This is a genomic window from Acinetobacter sp. MD2, from assembly GCF_035615575.1.
GTDB lineage: Bacteria > Pseudomonadota > Gammaproteobacteria > Pseudomonadales > Moraxellaceae > Acinetobacter.
Window position 1 is genome coordinate 558351 of record NZ_VTDK01000001.1, and the last position, 19664, is coordinate 578014.

Genomic DNA, 19664 nt, shown 5'->3' on the forward strand with positions numbered 1-19664 from the left:
ATTAATTGCAAAAAGCATACTTGGTTAATGAGACACATGAAGCAACAGTTTAAATTTAATCCGCTAGCAACTGCAATTCTGACTCTGCTTTGTGGTGGCTCACTACAATCAAGCTATGCGGCATCTTCTGAGGTTGTATCGACTGTCAGTAACGATCAACTGCAAAAAAAAATTGCCGAACAATATGACGGCCAAGCTTTTTTTGAACAATTTTATGTCGATAAAAATGATTCAGTGGCTAAGCAACGCCAACAGGACCAAAAATATAATCCATATTGCCAAGGTGTATGGGTCACACCAGTTGAACCAAACACCCAAGTATCTGATCCTAACAACACGACCACCTATGCCGATGCCGATTACGCCGTATATAATCCAAATGGAACCTCTGAATTAAACGGTAATGTAGTTATTAATCAACAAGGCCGTCAAATCAAAGCCAATCAGGTTAATATTGATAAAACCCAAACCTATGCACATGCTCAAGGGAATGTACAAATTGCACAAAATGGCATGGTGTCACAAAGCCAAGATGTCAATTACAACTTAAAAAACCAAAGTGGCGATTTAACTGATAGCTACTATATTACCGAAACCACACATGGTCACGGTCATGCATCAAGTATTGTCCGTACATCACCTGAAAAAACCGTACTCAAAAATGCAACATACACCACATGTGAGCCAGGTAAATCACCTGGATGGAAAATCACAGCAAAAGAACTAACCTTAAATCAAGATACTGGACGAGGTGTAACAAAAAATACGCACTTATATATTAAAAATGTGCCTGTTTTTGCATTACCCTACTACAACTTCCCGATTGATGACCGTAGAACCACAGGTTTACTCACACCAAGTTTTGGTTGGAGTAGCAATAGTGGATTTGAGTTATCATTACCGGTTTATCTAAATTTAGCGCCGAACTATGACATGACCGTAATTCCACGCTATTTAGGTAGTCGTGGTGGCATGTTAGATGGTGAGTTTAGATACAAAACCAAAAATTTTGGTGAAGGAACAATCGCGGGGGGATATCTTCCAAACGATAAAGACTATAACAACCAAGATCGAAAATCATTAAAAGCTGTTCATAATTGGACGATAAATCAATATTTTTCTAGCAACTTTGAATACAACTACTTGTCAGATATTGATTATATTACCGACATTAAAAATGATCCAAATATATCAACCGACTTAAACCAAAAACGCTTAGCACAGCTTAATTTTGCCAATGCAATTCCTGGTTTAAATGCATCATTAAAAGTTGAAAGTTACCAAACGCTTGATAAGACGCTTGCCGATTCAGATAAACCTTATGCACGATTGCCACAGTTCTTGCTCAACTACACCACAACTAACCCTCAGGGTTGGCAGTTCGAATACCATAACGATACGGCTTATTTTAAAAAAGATACTAACGAAAGCTCGGTTATTCAAAACGGCACCCGCGTTTATAACTCTTTCGCGACACGCTACAACTTTAGAACACCATGGGCTTTTGCTATTCCAGAGGCCTCTGTTCGTTCCCTGAATTATATTTACGACAAAGATGCAGACAATGGTGGAAATCAATCCAACCCATCAATTATCGTACCTCAATTCACACTCGATACAGGCTTAAATTTTGAGAAAGAAGGTAAATATCTTCAAACATTAACGCCACGTTTGTTTTATGCCTATTCGCCATATAAAAACCAAAGTAACCTTCCAAATTACGACACAACAACAGCGTCAGTTAGCTACGATCAGCTATTTAGTCCATATCGTTTTTATGGGCATGACCGCTTAGATGATAATAATTTTGTATCATTAGGTCTAAGCTACAGCCTATTTGACCAACAAGGTTTAGAGCGACTCAAAGCTGCTGTTGGTCAAAGCTACTATTTATCAGATCGTAAAGTCGTGTTAGACAGTTCCGATACAATCGAGACAAAGAAAACTTCTGGGCCCGTTTTTTCAGTATCAAGCCAACTCAGCAATAACTTTACAATTGCATCAAACCTTGCATGGAATAATAGCGCTGTCTCTCAGGCAAATTTCCAGACCTATTACACTTCAAACACAGGCAGTGTATACAATTTGGGGTACTACAAACGTAAAGAAACGACAAGTGGACAGCTTAGCTATGACCAAGTTGTTGCATCATTCATACAACCTGTAACCGATAACTGGCGTATCATGGGCACTGTTCAATATGATCTTGATCATAGTTTGGCTCGTGAATATCTGTTAGGAGTAAATTATGAGTCATGCTGTTGGACTGTCTCAGTCTATGGTCGATCTTATTTCAATGATTTAGATGATGTCACTCAAGCAGGTGTGAAGCGTAAAAATGCAATTATGGCAGAATTTACTTTAAAAGGACTTGGCTCTTTTAGTAATCGACTCGCATCTTTACTTGAACAACGCATCATCGGTTTTAACAAATCTAATCAATCTTGGACTCAGCCTTAATGAAAAATCTACAACTTAAACAATATGTGAAAGCAGCCACGCTTGCACTTTTAATTTCAAGTTCTATGCCGGTCTTTGCTGCTTCTAGTGATGAAGTTGTAGCCGTTGTTGGGGATAGTGCTATTTTACGTAGCGACTTAGATCAAATGACAGCAGAACTTGCTCATCAGCTTCAAGCACAAAAACAACAACTTCCATCTGCACAAGTTTTACAGCAACAAGCTTTAGAACAAATGATTACGCGTCAAGCGCAATTAGAACTGGTAAAGCGCTATGGTGTTAAACCTGATGAAGCAACCCTGAATGAAGAAGTCGCTAAATATGCCAAACAGAATGGCTTTAGTAGCCTAGAAAGCTTTCAAAAACAACTCGATGCGCAAGCACCTGGTACTTACGAAGCAGTTCGCACACGGATTGGTCAAGAAATTTCAATTTCACGCTTACGCCAACAACAAATTATGTCGCGTGTTAAAATTACCGACCAAGATGTAGACAATTTTCTAAAAACACCGCAAGGTCAAGCAGCGATTGGCAGCCAAGCACATATTTTACATGTACGCGTTTCATCAACTGGCAAAGATACTTCACAACTATTAAGTACAGCACAATTGGTCAAACAAGACTTAAACCAATCAAATGATTTACAAGCGATTAGCAAAAAGTACTCAACCGCTGACATTAAAGTGGTTGGTGCAGACATGGGCTACAAAAGTTTAGCTGATATTCCTGCAGAACTGGCAGCACGTGTAACTGCTTTACAGCCCGGCCAAACGTCAGAAACCATCCCTGCACAAGATGGCCTTCATATTCTAAAATTACTTGAACGCAAAGCAAGCGATCAAAAAATGATTGTAACACAATATCATGTGCGCCATATTCTTATTCAAACCAATGAGGTTATGAATAATGAGCAAGCAAAACAACGTATTGATAATATTTACAATCGCTTAAAAGCAGGTAATGACTTTGCAACACTTGCGACCACATTCTCGAATGATCCAGGTTCTGCTGCCAATGGTGGTGACTTAGGTTGGGTCAGTTTAGGCAGCATGGTGCCTGAATTTGAAGATACCATGAAAAGCATTCCAGTTGGACAAATTAGCACACCATTTAAAACACAATTTGGTTGGCATATCTTACAAGTTGAACAGACACGCCAACAAGATATGACCAAAGAATATCAAGAACGCTTAGCTCGTCAATTTTTAGGTGAACAACAATTTAATACTGAGGTTGATGGTTGGTTACGTGAACTACGCGCCAACACCTATGTTGATATTAAAGATCCAACCCTCAAAAAAGTGAAAAATACAGAAGCGCAACCATAAGGTATGCGTCAAATGCCTCATCCAAGGCATTGGCACTGAAAAAATCCAATAAAAAAGCCAGCAAATGCTGGCTTTTTTATTGGGCTTCAATTAACGATTATTTGAATCATCTTCTTGAGAGTCATCAAATTTCGTATCATTTTCAAAGTTTGATGATTGACCACCGAAGCCACCTTGACCACCGAAGCCACCTTGACCACCGAAGCCACCTTGACCACCGAAGCCGCCTTGACCACCGAAGCCACCTTGACCGCCGAAGCCGCCTTGACCGCCAAAGCCACCTTGACTACCAAAGCCACTTTGTTGACCACCGAAGCCGCCTTGCTGACCGCCAAAACCGCCTTGCTGACCACCGAAGCCATTGGCTTGTGGCGCAGCACCAGCAGGTGCACCAGCAGGACGTGGATTACGTGCAGGTACAACCGTAGAAATCGCGTGTTTATAAACCATTTGGCTTACAGTGTTTTTTAATAAAACAACGTATTGATCAAAAGATTCGATATGACCTTGTAATTTAATTCCGTTTACGAGGAAAATAGATACAGGAATACGTTCTTTACGTAGAGAGTTTAAAAAAGGGTCTTGTAAAGTTTGACCTTTAGACATGTGATTACTCCAAAAATAAAAAAATCAATCAGCGCAAAAACTGCCTTTAATGTTTTAAAAAATTTATAAAAAAGACAGTGTGTAAATTTTGCTTTATCTATAACAGTTTCGCAAGTAGCCTTGTGCTTGTTCTATTGTTTCAAATGTTGTGAATTGATGGTTTTCTCGTAATGATCTTAACCAAGTATATTGACGCTTGGCTAATTGTCTTGTAGCAAATAAGGCTTTATCTTCCATATTTTGCTTATTATCGTTAGTTTTATCACAATTTAATAGAAATTCATATGCCTGACGATACCCAACTGCGCGCATTGAAGGTAAATCAGGATTTAAATCGTATTTTTCAATTAAATCTTCAACTTCACGCAAAAAACCTATCTCCCACATTTGTTGGAGACGTTTTTCAATTCGTTGATGCAATTCTAACCGATTTGGTATTAAAGCGTAGTTATGAAAAGTGTAACGATATGCAACTTGCTTCGGTTGCTCTGCTTGTAATGCGGTAATTGGTCTTCCTGTAATACGAAAAACCTCTAAAGCGCGCACAATACGCTGTTTGTCACTGACTTTGAATTTTTCACCTGCAATTGGGTCTACCCGTTGTAACTCTGCATGAATATTATCCCAACCGTATTGTTCCGCTTGCTGCATAATTTCATCACGAATTCTTTGGTCTGCACTAGGTAAATGCCCTGACAAACCCTCAAGTAATGCTTTGAAATACAGCATCGTACCTCCCACCAAAATCGGTGTTTTACCTTTTCGGTGAATATTATCAATGAGCTCACAGGCATCTTCGACAAATTCTGCCGCAGAATACACTTGTTCAGGGTGAATAATATCAATTAAATGATGTGGATATTTTTCTTGCTCAACTTTACTTGGTTTGGCAGTACCAATGTCCATATCTTTAAAAACTAAAGCAGAATCCACCGAAATGAGTTCAAAATTTCCTTGCTCATACAGCTCACACGCCAAAGCAGTTTTACCGCTTGCAGTCGGCCCCATTAAGTTGATGACAGGCAATGAAGTTGGCATGTAAGGCTATTCTCCTCGGGCAAATAATTTATCAAGTTGATTTAATGGAAATGCACGCCATGTTGGACGACCATGATTACATTGGCTAGCAAACTCGGTTTGTTCCATCTGGCGTAACAAGGCATTCATTTCAGACAAACTGAGTTGACGATGTGCACGCACCGCGCCATGACAGGCCATACCTGCCAAAAGTTGATCACGTTTTTGCAATAACGCATGCGCTTCATCGTTTGGGTCTAAGTCATTCAGTAAATTTGGAATAAGCTTCGAAAAATCGGCTTTTTGCAAAATGGCAGGTACTGCACGTACAATGACTTGATCATCGCCGTACTGGTCAATTTCCAAACCTAATTGTGCCAGTTGTGGCGTTAAGTCTTCAATACGATTGGCTTGCATACGGCTAATCGACACCACTTTAGCAATTAACAATTGTTGTGATTGCCAAAACTCAGGCTTATCCCATGCGGCTTTCATTTGTTGCAATAAAATGCGTTCATGTGCAGCATGCATGTCCACAATAATTAACCCTTGGGTATTTTGTGCCAGAATATAAATACCATGTAATTGTGCAATCGCAATTCCAAGCGGATATTCATTGGGCTGCGGTGTTGTATCTGCGCCTAAATCAGCATTTTTAAGCGGTGCTAAGTAGCTTTTAAGTGCATTATTTACCTGTGGCATATTTTGCTGCGCTACATCCGAATAACGTCGATAATCCACCGATTTCACTTCCGCAGACTGAAAATCGGTGAGTAAATCCGATGAGTTAGACACAGGTTGAAAATTTTCAACAACATTCAAAGACGGATCTTGATATTCTCGGTATTGATGTAATGCCAAATGTTCTTGTACCGTCGGCTGTGGCAATTGCTGCTCAGGGCTTAAGGCATCGGACAATTCGGCGCTTGCCGTTTGAAATTGACTTAACGTAGTTTTGGCATAATGGCGGACAAATTCGTGCACTTCACGCTGATTTAAAAAGCGAATTTCATGTTTAGTCGGATGCACATTCACATCGACATTTTCAGGTTCAACTTCTAAAAATAGTAAATAAGCCGAATATTGATGTCCGTGTAAAATTCCATCATAAGCCATACGCAGCGCATGGGTAATGGTTTTGTCTTTAACAATGCGACCATTGACATAAATATATTGTAAGTCGGACTGCGCCCGAGCATCGGATGGATGCCCAAGCCAACCCGTTAAGCGCATATTTACGCTTTCGGCATCCACCCAATAGGCATTCTGGGTAAATGCTTTACCAAGCAGTTGTTGTACCCGTTGAAAACGTAGTTCACCACTTTCAGCAATAGGTAAATTGAGCCGAATTTGATCATTATGCTCTAATATAAAACGAATTTCGAAATGGGTTAGCGCCAAACGTCGTACAATTTCTTCAATATGCCCAAATTCTGTACTTGGTTTTTTTAAAAATTTACGCCGCGCAGGCACATTAAAAAATAAATCCTGTACCCGAATTTGAGTCCCTTTATTGCTGGCTACCGCGGCAATTTGTTGATGATCAAAAGCTGTGCCATTCACTTCAACCTGATATCCTACACCAGAACCATCTTGACTACTGGTTAATGTTAAACGTGAAACAGCCGCAATAGAAGCTAAAGCTTCACCACGAAATCCTAAACTTACAATCGCCTGTAAGTCTTCTGCGGTTTGAATTTTACTGGTTGCATGGCGTAGCACAGCAAGCGACAAGTCATCGGCATGAATGCCATGCCCGTTGTCACTAATCTCAATTAAAGTGCTGCCGCCTTGGGCAATCCGAATAATCAATTCGGTTGCACCTGCATCAATCGCATTTTCAAGCAATTCTTTAACAACAGATGCAGGACGTTCAATCACTTCACCTGCGGCAATTTGATTGGCAACGGCAGCCGTTAAATGCTGAATACGACGTGATTGCTGTGTCATTCGCTTAAGTCGCCTTTAAGCTGCTCAAGTAAGGATTGATTGGCTAAAATAACCGCTTGGCGTTGCATTTCGTCTTCAGTTTTTAATATCTCAATGGTTAAATCAGGCTGTGGAATTTCACTCCCGCCTTGGCTTGGCCATTCAAATAAAAATAAAGCATCAGGCGTTTCTAAATAGTCCCGAATACCCATTAACTCAAGCTCATAAGGGTCATTTAAACGGTATAAATCGAAATGATAAATGGTTTTGCCTACTATGTTATACGGCTCAACCAAGGTATAAGTTGGACTTTTGACAGCACCTTTATGCCCCAAAGCTTGTAATAAATAACGACTAAATGTGGTTTTTCCCGCACCCAAATCGCCAATCAGGTAAATTACACCTTGAGAAAAATGTCGTGCCACAGCCTTGGCAAAATGCTGCGTTGCAATTTCAGAATCAAGTGAAAGGGTGAGCGTGTTACACATAGCGTCAAAAGTTAGAAGAAAACACAGCCTTTATGATAGCATTGCCCCTACCGAAAACCTACCACCTGTCTTTTCGTTTGTTTATTTTAGCATAAGTCCAATTTCTATGTCTGACGCTCACACCACACCACCTATGCGTAATGGCGTCACCGCCAGCAAAGTACATTTACCTAAACAAGCCCACGCAACCTCTATTTATTCATTTTTATGTCAAAAATTTGAGCATATTTCAGCAATTGAATGGCAACAGCGTTTTGCCGATGGACTTATTTTAGATGCAAACGGACAGGTCTTATCGATTGAACAAAACTATCAAACACAGCAACATATTTTTTATTATCGCCACCTCGCTAAAGAAGTAGTTGTGCCTTTTAAGCATGAAATTTTGTTTGAAAATGATCATTTAATGGTTGTAGATAAACCGCATTTTCTAACTATGTCTCCAACAGGGCAATACGTCCAAGAAACGTTGTTGGTGCGACTCAAACAACAAACCCATAATCCCAAGCTAACCCCTATTCACCGTTTAGACCGTGAAACAGCAGGTGTTGTCCTATTCTCTAAACAACCTGAAACACGTGGATTATACCAAAATTTATTTGCCCAACATTTAGTACAAAAGACTTATCATGCAATTGCAGCATTTAGCCCTACACTAAAACTTCCCTGCACCACGAGCTTTAAAATGGAAAAAGGACAACCTTTTTACACCATGCAAATTGTGCAAGGCGAGCCGAATAGTGAAACTCAAATTGAGCTCTTAGAACACAACACCATATGGGCAAAATACCAACTGCAACCTAAAACAGGTAAACAACATCAACTACGGGTACATTTAAGTGCACTTGGAGTTCCAATTCTAAATGATCCATTGTACCCACTAGTTTGCCACAAAGCAGAAAATGACTTTAGCCAACCATTACAATTACTCGCAGCATCCATTCATTTTGTTGACCCGATTACACAGCAATTGATGGAATTTTTTTCTCAACAAAGTTTACATTTACCATTACAATGTAATGACAATGAATTGACAAAATAGGATCAATCCCATTGAAATTACATTTCCTTTCGCTACAATAGAGCAAATGACTTTAACTTGGTCGACCCAACAATGAGAAAATCTGAAGTTTATCAAGTTCGTCTTGATTCCCAAGAAAAAAAACAAGCCTTTGCAGTATTTAAACAATTGGGGATCACACCCGCCCAAGCTGTACGTTTATTTTTCAAACAAGTCGTCTTAACCAAATCCATTCCATTTGCAATTGAAAACCAGAATATTGATATGGAGCAACTCCTCAAATTACGTCATCGAGCCAAAGCTACTCAAACGAGTAACGAGCAAATACAGACTATAGCTTCACCAACTTTAAGCTTTGAGCCTGAAGATGATGACTTATTTGATGAGCTGAGTGCTTTACTGAATGACAGTGAACGGCACTAAACTTACATTTCTTAAAGAATCGTCACGTTATGGGCAGTTATTTTTTGTTAGGCTAAACAAAATACAACGAATAGGCCCAAAAGCAATGATTGTCCGTAAAGCCGCCTTCGAAGACCTACCACAACTTGCTATTTTATTCGATGAATATCGCCAATTTTACGGTGCATCATCTAACTTAAGTTTATCTTTAGATTTTTTAACGCAACGATTTCAAAACCAAGAAAGTGTGATTTTCATTCATATTAAAGATGATATTTTCACAGGTTTTATTTTGTTATATCGAGGATTTTCATCCGTCACCTGCTCTACCTATTTTATTTTAGATGATGTTTATGTCAGCCCTATCTACCGCAGACAAGGCTCAGCACAACAACTTATCGACACCGCAATTTTATTTGCGGGCTATGAAAATGCGCTGCGAATTACCTTAGAAACCCAAAAAACCAATCATATTTCGCAGCGCTTATATGAAAAAATGGGCTTTGTTGCCGATACAGAATTTCAGACGTTTCACTGTTTTTTAAAGTAGATCTTGCATTTTGGCGAGTTGAATGTCTTGTTCCGACAAATAATACCAGTCCGATTCTGCTAAATCGCTTGGCAACGCCAATTGTCCAATTTGTTGGCGGTGCAATTGCTCAACTTTGTTGCCAACCGCTGCAATCATACGTTTCACTTGATGATACAACCCTTGATGAATAGTCATTTCTAACTGATGTTCTGCCAATTGTTGCACATTCGTGGCTTGATAAATGCCTTGCTCATTACGCAATTCAACCCCAGATGCAAGCGATTCCAGTTGTGCAGCTGTAATTGGGTCGGCAGTGGTAACTCGATACACCTTGGCAACATGCTTACGTGGATGCGTTAAGGCTTGCAAAAATTGCCCATCATCAGTTAAAAGTAATAGACCGGTTGTGTCTTGGTCTAAACGCCCTACACATTGCAAATTACGTTGAATCAACATATCAGGGAATAACGCAAAAACACTTTGATGATATTGTGGCTGATGTGAGCATTCAAAACCCTCTGGCTTGTTCAAAGCGATATAAACTTTTTCCCGATACTGATAACTTTCATTAAAAACATCAAAGTGTAAATTTTGTACTTGGAGTTGTTGCTTAGGATTATCACAAACTTGCCCATCTATACGGACATAACCTTGTTTAATCACATGTTGGCACTCTTTTCTTGAACCAAAACCTTGTGACTGCAACATTTTTTCCAGCAGCATTTTAATCTCACTTTCATCAACGACATGCAAGTTTAACTGAAATTGATAAATTTGGTGCAAAGATTATGGCTACACCCTAATCAATGACGATGACCACCCTATTTCGCTTAAAATCGACTACAATCATGCTCCCGAAATATGGTTGATCACTGCCTATGCTTGCCCAGTTTGATGTAAATTTGATCGTTCTTTTGGTTTTACTTGCTTGTGGTATCTTAAGTCAAAATGCCGCAGTGAGTATTGCAGCAGGCATATTAATTATTTTTAAAATTACACCACTCAATCAGTTTTTACCTTATTTACAACAACATGGCTTACAGCTTGGGGTACTTATTTTAACCATTGGCGTGCTGACACCCATTGCAAGCGGCAGCTTAAGTGGCGACAGTATTTTAAAATCTTTTGTTAGTTTTAAGTCGATTGTTGCTATCGCTATTGGGCTTACAGTGGCATGGTTGGGTGGTCGTGGTGTCAAGCTGATGAGTAATCAACCCGATGTGGTTGCAGGCTTGCTGATTGGTACTGTGGCCGGTGTGGCTTTTTTACGCGGTGTTCCTGTTGGGCCGTTAATTGCCGCAGGAATTTTATCCATCTTTATTGGGACATCTTGAACTGCACAAATAAAAAGGCTGCATGAGTGATGCAGCCTTTTAAGTCGTTAGGAATAATATACCGTGCGTTGTTTGGAAAATCTTTCGAGTTGCTTTAAAAAGCCCTCAAAATAGTTTTTTTCTTTATCTTCTGTTCTAAACCCTGCATATAAAGTACGGCGTAATCCTTTTACTCCAACGCAGTCTAAACGCCGACTAGTAACCCAACCCTTTTGTTCATATTCATTCACCACCCAATCGGGTAATGCAGCAATACCTCGACCACTTGCGACCAATTGAATCAGCATTTGAGTTAAGTCTGTGGTTCGGATCGATTTTGGCAAAATATTAGCTGGAATAAATACGTGCGCCATAATATCTAAGCGGTGTTTATCTACAGGATAGGTGATTAAAGTTTGCTCTGCCAACTCTTGAACGCTAATGTGACTGGCACGCACCAAAGGATGCGTATTGGATAAAACTAACCGTGATTCGTACTCAAAAATGGGAAAATACTCTATTCCTTTTAAGGCAATTGGGTCGGCGGTAATCAATAAATCGAATTCGTTGTTTTGCAATAATTCGTGAGGATTGGCTTCAAAAGCCGCAGCAAAGTCTAAATCGACATCGGGATATTGCTGACGATATTGGTTTAATAATGGCATTAGCCAATCAAAGCAACTATGACATTCTGAAGAAAAAATAATCCGACCTGTTTGCCCATGAATAATACGGGTAATATCACTTTGAGCGATTTGAATTTGTGGCAAAATATCATCGGCAAGCTTTAATAAGCGCTGCCCAACATTGGAAAATTGCAAAGGGCGACTTCTACGATTCACCACTTCAACACCAAACCAAGAATCTAACTCTTTTAATTGATGAGAGATTGCTGAAGGTGTTAAACATAAATCTTGTGCAGCAGCAACGAGTGAGCCATGTTCACGCAGCGCAATCATGGTTTTAAGATGGCGAATTTCCAGCATTTGCCTAAACTCAAATTGAATTTAATTAATTTTAACACGATATTAAAATAATTTAGACCTTACAATAAGATACCCAGTGTTGTATTAATTAAAAATAATTTTTTTAAGCAACCTAATCATTCCAAGCAAAGTGTAAATAATAATAGTCATCTTGATAGGTCACGACATAATCAAGATAGTGAACATCAAATGAACTATCCTCTAACAAGTATAGATTTAATTCGTATTCTGAAATACTTTCTAGAAGTTCTATAATTTTTGAAATTATATTATCTTTCACAAATTGTTGATCAGAAGAAATTAAGAAATTTTCACCAAAGAGCCACTCATTCAGAGATTTATTCAGTTGTTTTTTCCAATCTAATACTGGTTCATATGTAAAATTTAATTTAGAAAATGGACAGTGATTGGATTCAGCATGTTTGATTGCTTCTTTGGTAAAAAATTCCATGAGGCTATTCTTAAATGAACCTCTATTAGGTATGGGTTCCATAAAAAAACAATATGATACGCAACCACTGTTTAAGGTACTCATACAATCCAAATATGCATTTAGAACAGATAATTGATGATCTTTCTGGGAATAGTTTTTAACATCCATTTAAGTTTTTTCGCATTTTAATTAAGAACTTCACTATATATAAAAAACGAGGAGCCAAAGCTCCTCATTTTTTAATATCTAAACTACTTATTTTTTCTTTTCAGGCAATGCCCATACCACAATCTTGTCGCCAAGTTTGGTACCCATTGCACCATTACCGCCGACATAGGCTGCAATATACTGTCTGCCATCAATTTCATAGCTGATCGGCATTGCGCCTGCGCCTGCGTCTAGACGTTGTTCCCACACCATCTTACCGGTTTTCACATCAAAGGCACGCATGAAGTTATCCATTGCCGCACCAATAAAGGTTAAACCGCCAGCAGTCGTCATTGAACCACTGTCACTTGGTGTACCCATGTCAAGTTTCACACGAGATGGAATGCCCATTGGACCTTGGTCATAACCTGTACCCAGTGGACGTTTCCACAACACTTCTTTGGTGCGCATATCCACAGCAGCCAAGTAACCCCATGGTGGAGCAATACATGGCATGTTTAATGGCGACATCCACGGTTGTTTCTTCGCACCATATGGCAAGCCAATTTGTGGCATCACACTCGCTTTATGACCTGGATTTTGGTACACCGATTTCTCATTTTTAATTTCATCACGATTGATGAGATAAATCTGATACGGCAGACGTTCAGTGTTAATCACCATAATGCCAAGCGCTGGGTTGATTGACATTCCACCCCAGTTCATACCACCGTGGTTACCCGGATAACCAATTGAACCTAAGTTATCTTTGGTTTTCAGTGTAGGCGGTGTATATAAACCATCGTAACGCATTTTATGGAACTGAATACGACACATCGCTTGGTCAAATGGAGAAATCCCCCATGTCGATGCTTCGGTCAGTTTTTCATAATCTTTACCCGGTGCGCCAACGGTGTTCGGCATACCTGCAGAGATTGGCTGTGTAGGGGAAAGTTTTTCTTTCTTATCTACACCATCAGTTGGTACTGGAATTTCTTTGATCGGCATTAACGCCTTGCCTGTTTCACGATCGAGTACAAAAATCTCACCCGATTTTGTCGCTTGAATCAATGCAGGACGGTTGCCTTTGTCAGTTTTCCAGTCAGTTAAGGTCGGTTGTGGACCAATATCGAAGTCCCAAACATCGTGATGTACAGTTTGGAATTTCCATTTTTGCGCACCTGTACGTGAATCAACCGCAACAACAGAGGTGTTGTACATGCCATCTTCTTTGGTACGTTGTGCACCATAGAAGTCACCTGACGCATTACCTGTACCTAAGTACACCATGTGTAAATCATCGTCCGCAGAGATAATTGTCCATACGTTTGGCGTTGCTTGACGGTAGTTTTGCGCACCTGTTAATGGCTTGCTGTTCAATGGACGAGCTGGATCCCAAACCCATTTCACTTGACCGGTTACAGCATCAAATGCACGAACCAAACCTGACGGCGCACGGTAATCTTCACCATCGGTAATTTTGTGACCAATCACCGCCACACCATCAATAATCGCAGGTGGAGAAGTTACAGCAACAAAACCAGTAATGGTTTTACCAATATTGTCATTCAGATTAACCGTACCATTATGACCAAAGTCACGGCACGCTTCACCTGTTTGTGCATCCACAGCCAATAAGCGACTGTCCATCGTACCCCAAAGAATACGTGTTTGACATTGCTGTAATTTTTGTGGTGCTTTATAAATTGATACGCCACGACAAATCGTTGAACCATTATTTACAAATGCTTCTTTATTGGTCTTTGGATCGACACGCCATTTTTCTTGACCTGTTTTCGCATCTAATGCAAACACTTGACCCATTGGGTTACAAGAATACATGGTGCCATCAACCACAAGCGGTGCAGCTTCAGCCGACCATTTTGACTTAATGCCCTTCATCTGAGCCAAGCCTTTGGTGTCGTAACTCCACACTTGTTGTAATTGCGCGACATTGTCAGGCGTAATTTGCTTGGCAGGAGAGAATTTTTGTGCAAGGTTCGAACCGCCATACGCCGTCCAACTGCTTGCATTATTGCTTCCTGCTAAATTGCCAGAAATGTTACCAATGGTTTCACGTCCGTAGTTTTCATTGGCATGTGCCAATGCACCCTCAGCCGCTAAATTGGTATGAGGATTGTTAAATAACGGAATTAAGATGGTCACCAACATGATTAAAGAGATTCCTCCCGTTAACCCTGTATAGATCAGTGGCATCATATTTTGTGATTTTTTTGCAAAAGCTTTACGAAGTGGCGATTGTAGTGCCCACAAGAAAAAACCTAAAACAATAATCCAGTTATAACGTGGCAAGAGTGCCCAACCATCCCAACCTGCTTCTGATAAACCCCAGACGAATGTTGCGATCGCAAACACTGCAAACAACCAAATGGCTGCGACATGACGTTTTGCCACTAAAAAACTTGATAATGCGGTGACAACACCAGCAATCAAGTAATACCAAGAACCACCAACCATCACCAATTGCACACCTAAATAAAGCAATGCAATGGCAACCACAGCGGTGATTAATGAATAAATAAACAAAAAGATATTCGATTTTTTACCAAGATTTGATTCTAGGTTCATAAAACCTCCTTTTTCAAATCAGAAAACCGCTTTTAGACGATGCAAAACATTATCACATCAAGAATAAAAGGCTAAAAAAATAGCAATTTTAAGACTTAAGTCCGCTTAAAATGCCAGCCAAATAAAAGACGGCAAATTTTATACTACTAAAGAATGAATGCAACTCTTATGTTAGAGCCGTGATATAAAATATTTGAGTGGAAATAGCGCACTTGAATACTGATTAAAATCTGAAAATATCCACTGATTAAATAGCCTGAATAAAGCGGTATATCTATAGTATTGATTATGAAAGTAAGAATTTCTAATTTATAAGATTTAATTAAACCAATTACCAAAAAATTGCACTAAAGATATACAGTATTATTTTAAAATTGATGAGTTATGCTAAGAAATTTTTTTTGTAAAGCATAAGCAAAAATAAATTATTTTATGTTGAATTACACAAAAAAAGATCTAGGCATAACATGTATACCTAGATCTCGATCATTGAATCAATATTTATGCAGTTAAACTACGAACAGCCTCGACAACCGCTTCAGTGGTAATACCAAAATGCTGGAACAAGTCTTTCGCTGGAGCAGATTCACCATAAGTCGTCATACCAATCACTTTGCCGTCTAAACCAACAAATTTCCACCAGTAGTCTACATGTGCAGCTTCTACTGCAACACGAGCGCGGATGTGGGCAGGAAGAACTGCTTCGCGATAAGCTGCGTCTTGCTTCATAAATTCTTCAGCACATGGCATAGATACTACACGCACACCCTCAAGTTGTGCATATGCGTCCATTGCCAATGCAACTTCTGAACCTGTTGCAATGATAATCGCTTTTAATTCACCTTTTTCAGCTGCTAAAACATAACCACCTTTGGCAGCATCTTGAATTTGTGCTTCAGTACGTGCTTGGAATGCTAAGTTTTGACGAGAAAGAATTAATGCTGTTGGGCCATCTTTACGTGCTAAACCAGATTTCCATGCAATCGCTGTTTCAACGGTGTCACATGGACGCCAAGTATTGAGGTTCGGCGTACCACGAAGTGAAGCAATTTGTTCAATCGGTTGGTGCGTTGGACCATCTTCACCCAAACCGATTGAGTCATGGGTATAGACATGAATCACACGTTGTTTCATTAACGCAGACATACGCACGGCATTACGTGCATATTCCATAAACATGAGGAATGTTGCAACGTAAGGAATGAAACCACCATGTAAAGCCACACCGTTAGCGATTGCGGTCATGCCAAATTCACGCACACCGTAGTACACGTAGTTGCCCGCTGGGTTGTCTTGTACGCCTTGGCAACCTTTCCAAAGGGTTAAGTTAGAACCTGCTAAATCGGCAGAACCACCCAAAAATTCAGGCAGTAATGGACCAAAGGCTTGTAAGGTATTTTGGCTCGCTTTACGTGTAGCAATGGTTTCTGCCTTTCCATTGGTTGCCGCAATAAAAGCATCCGCTTGCGCTAAGAATTCAGCCGGTAAATCACCATTTAAACGGCGTGCCAATTCAGCCGCTTCTGTTGGATATTTTGCTTGGTATTGTGCAAATACATCGTTCCAAGCGGCTTCCGTTGTTTGACCTTTCGTTTTTGCATCCCAAGCTGCATAAATATCGGCAGGGATTTCAAAAGCAGTTTCAGATGTCCAACCTAATGCTTGACGCGTTAATACAATTTCATCTTTACCAAGTGGCGCACCGTGGCAATCTTCTTTACCTTGTTTATTTGGTGAACCTAAACCAATAATGGTTTTACAAATAATAAGCGTTGGTTTTGCAGTTTCAGCTTTTGCTTCAATTGTTGCTTGGCGAAGTGCAGCAGCATCGTGACCATCAACGCGAAGAACTTGCCAGCCATAGGCTTTGAAACGTTGTTCTGTGTCGTCCGAGAACCAGCCTTCAACTTCACCATCAATTGAAATGCCGTTGTCATCATAGTAGGCAATCAGTTTGCCTAAACCTAAAGTTCCCGCTAATGAACAGACTTCGTGCGAAATCCCTTCCATTAAGCAACCATCACCTAAGAAACAGTAAGTGAAATGGTCAACCACATTTAAGTCATCTTTATTGAATTGCGCTGCCAATGTTTTTTCAGCAAGTGCAAAACCAACGGCATTGGCAATACCCTGACCCAATGGCCCTGTGGTGGTTTCAATGCCCGGTGCATAGCCCAATTCTGGGTGACCCGGGGTTTTTGAATGCAATTGACGGAATTGTTTTAAATCTTCAAGTGACAAGTCATAGCCTGTTAAATGAAGTAACGCATAATGCAACATTGAACCATGACCATTTGACAATACAAAGCGGTCGCGGTTCGCCCATTGTGGATTTGTTGGATTATGGTTTAAAAATTCACGCCACACCACATCGGCAATATCTGCCATCCCCATTGGCGCGCCTGGATGGCCTGAATTTGCTTGTTGCACGGCATCCATAGCGAGTACACGAATTGCGTTTGCAACACGACGTTCGTTTAAAGGGGTTGTCATAGGTCAGAATCCAATTTTCGAAAGTTGAAAAAGTAAAAAAATCAAACGCACATATTGTCTTAAAAAAATGAGGGTGGGTAAAGCTTATTTGTGATTAGATTTACATAATTTCTAAATCTCGCAAGTGAAATAGTCAATATCGGCAATTAGACCTTGTACTAAGACCGATGATCTATCACATATATTCAGACAATCCGCTAAGTGTAGCGAGTAAGGTTCCTTTAGGTAGCACCACTTCGGAATAAGACTTTTCATCATCGAAAGTATAAAACAATGATGTGTGCTGAAAAAACAGGATGATTTAACTTGGTAAACTATACATACTCGTCAGGAGTTTACCATGAGCAAGAAACACAAGACGTATACGGCAGAATTTAAAGCTGAAGCCATCAAAGCTATAGAAGCTAATCAAGGTAATGTATCCAAAACAGCTAGAGAACTCGGCATTTCCATGCAGACCCTTTCGCATTGGAACAATAAGGCAAAAGAAGGGACTTTAGCTGGTACTAAACAGTATTCACCTGATCTAAACGCTTTACTCGAAGAAAATAAAAAACTTAAACAACAGCTCAAAACTGCTGAAATGGAACGCGAATTTCTAAAAAAGGCAGCAGCGTACTTTGCCAAAGAAAGTCAGTGAGGTACGCCTATATGAAATCGCAAAGACACTTATTTCCGATTATTTTGATGGCTCGATTATTTCATGTATCTATTTCACGATTTTATGATTGGCTAAAACGAGGTGCAAGTAAACGATCAGTTCAACGAAATCAACAAACGATTTTGGTCAAAATAGCGCATGAGGAAACTAAACAGAGCTATGGCTATATTCGCTTAACCAAGCATTTACAGGCTCAAGGCGTAAAAATTAGTACATATGCAATACGTCAGATAAAAAAGTTAAATCAGCTTTATTGTAAGCGCCACAAGCGCTTCAAAAGAACGACTAACAGTGACCATAACCGAGCGATCTATCCAAAATTTGCTTGAGCAACAATTCTCAATGACTAAACCAAATCCTTGCGAAGCAGTGCTTCTCAGGTCGAGTGATATTACGTATATATGGACGACTGAAGGCTGGTTGTACTTAGCGGCTGTAAAAGACCTGTACACTAAACAAGTGGTTGGCTACAGCTTAAATGAGCGCATGACAGCCAAGCTTGTTTGTGATGCATTGAATATGGCTATTCGCAATCAAAAAACAGCTAAGGACCTCATTGTGCATTCAGACAGAGGTAGCCAATATTGCAGTCATGAATATCGAAACATACTTGAAAAATATGGTTTTCAAGGTTCAATGAGTAAAAAAGGCGATTGCTTTGATAATGCACCGATTGAGAGCTTTTGGGGCATACTCAAGAATGAGTTGGTTCATCATCATAGCTATAAAACAAGGGAAGAAGCCAAAGCGGATATTACAAAATACATTGAGTTATTTTATAATCAGCGAAGAATTCAAAAAGGTTTGGATTTTAAGACACCAAATCAAATGGCAGAGGACTTTTACAAGTTAGCTGCCTAAAATCTCCCAAGTGAAAGTCTCCTGCTAATTCAGCACACATCACAAACGCTCTTGATGATTATAAAAACCCAATACAAGACCAAAACCAAATTGAAGCAACTCACCAGTATCCAACCATACGAGATCTTTTCTTTCGAAATCACTAAAATCGATTTCACCTATTAAAGCGCCACCTAAATCACGATCAAGTCCATTAATTGTTTTAATATTACAGACCAAGATATGAAAAAGTGAATTTAAAGTAATATTTATGCCCTGTGCTGGATAACATGTATCATTGATCCAAAAATTAAAAACACCTAAATTCAAATTATTTTCTAAGCGATAAATAATGTCCCACTGTATAAAAAAATTTTCATTGTGTTTGATTATCATTTATACACCTTTGAGTTTGATTA

16 protein-coding genes and 1 pseudogene are annotated in these 19664 nt (G+C 39.6%); 7 read left to right on the top strand and 10 right to left on the bottom strand.

The features are described from left to right. Nucleotides 1-36: 36 nt before the first annotated feature. Nucleotides 37-2460, top strand: coding sequence for an LPS-assembly protein LptD (locus FXN70_RS02705; protein WP_324645929.1), 2424 nt, complete (start codon nucleotides 37-39; stop codon nucleotides 2458-2460). Beyond that, the gene (locus tag FXN70_RS02710) at nucleotides 2460-3788 is read left to right on the top strand and encodes a peptidylprolyl isomerase (RefSeq protein ID WP_324645930.1); all 1329 of its coding nucleotides are present in this window, start codon (nucleotides 2460-2462) and stop codon (nucleotides 3786-3788) included. The genes FXN70_RS02705 and FXN70_RS02710 overlap by 1 nt, the downstream gene beginning before the upstream one ends. A 90-nt stretch (nucleotides 3789-3878) precedes the next feature. Here FXN70_RS02710 and hfq read toward each other — a convergent pair whose 3' ends face one another. From hfq to tsaE, 4 genes are all read right to left on the bottom strand, one after another. Then, the gene (gene hfq, locus FXN70_RS02715; protein WP_324645931.1) at nucleotides 3879-4394 is read right to left on the bottom strand and encodes an RNA chaperone Hfq; all 516 of its coding nucleotides are present in this window, start codon (nucleotides 4392-4394) and stop codon (nucleotides 3879-3881) included. 93 nt (nucleotides 4395-4487) lie between these two features. After that, nucleotides 4488-5432, bottom strand: a complete 945-nt coding sequence (miaA, locus tag FXN70_RS02720) for a tRNA (adenosine(37)-N6)-dimethylallyltransferase MiaA (protein WP_324645933.1) — start codon at nucleotides 5430-5432, stop codon at nucleotides 4488-4490. A gap of 6 nt (nucleotides 5433-5438) precedes the next feature. Continuing rightward, the gene (mutL, locus tag FXN70_RS02725; RefSeq protein ID WP_324645934.1) at nucleotides 5439-7361 is read right to left on the bottom strand and encodes a DNA mismatch repair endonuclease MutL; all 1923 of its coding nucleotides are present in this window, start codon (nucleotides 7359-7361) and stop codon (nucleotides 5439-5441) included. Beyond that, the gene (tsaE, locus tag FXN70_RS02730; RefSeq protein WP_324645936.1) at nucleotides 7358-7828 is read right to left on the bottom strand and encodes a tRNA (adenosine(37)-N6)-threonylcarbamoyltransferase complex ATPase subunit type 1 TsaE; all 471 of its coding nucleotides are present in this window, start codon (nucleotides 7826-7828) and stop codon (nucleotides 7358-7360) included. Before tsaE ends, mutL begins: the two co-directional genes overlap by 4 nt. 106 nt (nucleotides 7829-7934) lie before the next feature. On the opposite strand from tsaE, the gene FXN70_RS02735 reads away from it, so the two are divergent. The 3 genes from FXN70_RS02735 to FXN70_RS02745 all read left to right on the top strand — a co-directional run bounded on the left by FXN70_RS02735 (nucleotide 7935) and on the right by FXN70_RS02745 (nucleotide 9801). Next, complete coding sequence (locus tag FXN70_RS02735) at nucleotides 7935-8870, top strand: pseudouridine synthase (protein ID WP_324645939.1); 936 nt, start codon at nucleotides 7935-7937, stop codon at nucleotides 8868-8870. A 72-nt stretch (nucleotides 8871-8942) separates the two neighbouring features. Beyond that, nucleotides 8943-9272, top strand: coding sequence for a type II toxin-antitoxin system RelB/DinJ family antitoxin (locus FXN70_RS02740; protein WP_324645941.1), 330 nt, complete (start codon nucleotides 8943-8945; stop codon nucleotides 9270-9272). Nucleotides 9273-9357: 85 nt separating this feature from the next. Beyond that, nucleotides 9358-9801 carry a GNAT family N-acetyltransferase gene (locus FXN70_RS02745; protein WP_324645942.1) on the top strand — a complete coding sequence of 148 codons (444 nt, stop codon included), beginning with the start codon at nucleotides 9358-9360 and terminating at the stop codon, nucleotides 9799-9801. Here FXN70_RS02745 and FXN70_RS02750 read toward each other — a convergent pair. Beyond that, nucleotides 9793-10506 carry a 16S rRNA pseudouridine(516) synthase gene (locus FXN70_RS02750; protein ID WP_324645944.1) on the bottom strand — a complete coding sequence of 238 codons (714 nt, stop codon included), beginning with the start codon at nucleotides 10504-10506 and terminating at the stop codon, nucleotides 9793-9795. The two genes, FXN70_RS02745 and FXN70_RS02750, sit on opposite strands and share 9 nt — an antisense overlap. Nucleotides 10507-10661: 155 nt before the next feature. Here FXN70_RS02750 and FXN70_RS02755 point away from each other — a divergent pair, with 155 nt between their 5' ends. After that, on the top strand, nucleotides 10662-11117 hold the full coding sequence (locus FXN70_RS02755) for a DUF441 domain-containing protein (protein WP_324645945.1): 456 nt from the start codon (nucleotides 10662-10664) through the stop codon (nucleotides 11115-11117). 47 nt (nucleotides 11118-11164) lie between these two features. On the opposite strand, the gene FXN70_RS02760 is transcribed toward FXN70_RS02755, so the two are convergent. From FXN70_RS02760 to tkt, 4 genes are all read right to left on the bottom strand, one after another. Further along, nucleotides 11165-12082: a LysR family transcriptional regulator gene (locus FXN70_RS02760; protein WP_324645946.1), complete on the bottom strand. Its 918-nt coding sequence runs from the start codon at nucleotides 12080-12082 to the stop codon at nucleotides 11165-11167. Nucleotides 12083-12194: 112 nt separating this feature from the next. Further along, the gene (locus tag FXN70_RS02765) at nucleotides 12195-12533 is read right to left on the bottom strand and encodes a hypothetical protein (RefSeq protein ID WP_324645947.1); all 339 of its coding nucleotides are present in this window, start codon (nucleotides 12531-12533) and stop codon (nucleotides 12195-12197) included. A gap of 237 nt (nucleotides 12534-12770) precedes the next feature. Further along, nucleotides 12771-15251, bottom strand: a complete 2481-nt coding sequence (locus FXN70_RS02770) for a membrane-bound PQQ-dependent dehydrogenase, glucose/quinate/shikimate family (RefSeq protein ID WP_324645949.1) — start codon at nucleotides 15249-15251, stop codon at nucleotides 12771-12773. A 501-nt stretch (nucleotides 15252-15752) separates the two neighbouring features. Continuing rightward, complete coding sequence (gene tkt, locus FXN70_RS02775; protein WP_324645950.1) at nucleotides 15753-17744, bottom strand: transketolase; 1992 nt, start codon at nucleotides 17742-17744, stop codon at nucleotides 15753-15755. Between the two features lie 340 nt (nucleotides 17745-18084). Between tkt and FXN70_RS02780 the strand changes: the two are divergent. After that, nucleotides 18085-19266, top strand: a pseudogene (locus tag FXN70_RS02780) (IS3 family transposase). A 39-nt stretch (nucleotides 19267-19305) separates the two neighbouring features. Here the strand turns inward: FXN70_RS02780 and FXN70_RS02785 are convergent. Then, on the bottom strand, nucleotides 19306-19641 hold the full coding sequence (locus FXN70_RS02785; protein WP_324645951.1) for an Imm42 family immunity protein: 336 nt from the start codon (nucleotides 19639-19641) through the stop codon (nucleotides 19306-19308). Nucleotides 19642-19664: the final 23 nt, after the last annotated feature.

Coding starts and splice junctions, on each gene's coding strand:
- FXN70_RS02705 (WP_324645929.1), top strand. CDS start 37: ATGAAGCAACAGTTTAAATTTAATCCGCTAGCAACTGCAATTCTGACT.
- FXN70_RS02710 (WP_324645930.1), top strand. CDS start 2,460: ATGAAAAATCTACAACTTAAACAATATGTGAAAGCAGCCACGCTTGCA.
- hfq (WP_324645931.1), bottom strand. CDS start 4,394: ATGTCTAAAGGTCAAACTTTACAAGACCCTTTTTTAAACTCTCTACGT.
- miaA (WP_324645933.1), bottom strand. CDS start 5,432: ATGCCAACTTCATTGCCTGTCATCAACTTAATGGGGCCGACTGCAAGC.
- mutL (WP_324645934.1), bottom strand. CDS start 7,361: ATGACACAGCAATCACGTCGTATTCAGCATTTAACGGCTGCCGTTGCC.
- tsaE (WP_324645936.1), bottom strand. CDS start 7,828: ATGTGTAACACGCTCACCCTTTCACTTGATTCTGAAATTGCAACGCAG.
- FXN70_RS02735 (WP_324645939.1), top strand. CDS start 7,935: ATGTCTGACGCTCACACCACACCACCTATGCGTAATGGCGTCACCGCC.
- FXN70_RS02740 (WP_324645941.1), top strand. CDS start 8,943: ATGAGAAAATCTGAAGTTTATCAAGTTCGTCTTGATTCCCAAGAAAAA.
- FXN70_RS02745 (WP_324645942.1), top strand. CDS start 9,358: ATGATTGTCCGTAAAGCCGCCTTCGAAGACCTACCACAACTTGCTATT.
- FXN70_RS02750 (WP_324645944.1), bottom strand. CDS start 10,506: ATGCTGCTGGAAAAAATGTTGCAGTCACAAGGTTTTGGTTCAAGAAAA.
- FXN70_RS02755 (WP_324645945.1), top strand. CDS start 10,662: ATGCTTGCCCAGTTTGATGTAAATTTGATCGTTCTTTTGGTTTTACTT.
- FXN70_RS02760 (WP_324645946.1), bottom strand. CDS start 12,082: ATGCTGGAAATTCGCCATCTTAAAACCATGATTGCGCTGCGTGAACAT.
- FXN70_RS02765 (WP_324645947.1), bottom strand. CDS start 12,533: ATGGAATTTTTTACCAAAGAAGCAATCAAACATGCTGAATCCAATCAC.
- FXN70_RS02770 (WP_324645949.1), bottom strand. CDS start 15,251: ATGAACCTAGAATCAAATCTTGGTAAAAAATCGAATATCTTTTTGTTT.
- tkt (WP_324645950.1), bottom strand. CDS start 17,744: ATGACAACCCCTTTAAACGAACGTCGTGTTGCAAACGCAATTCGTGTA.
- FXN70_RS02785 (WP_324645951.1), bottom strand. CDS start 19,641: ATGATAATCAAACACAATGAAAATTTTTTTATACAGTGGGACATTATT.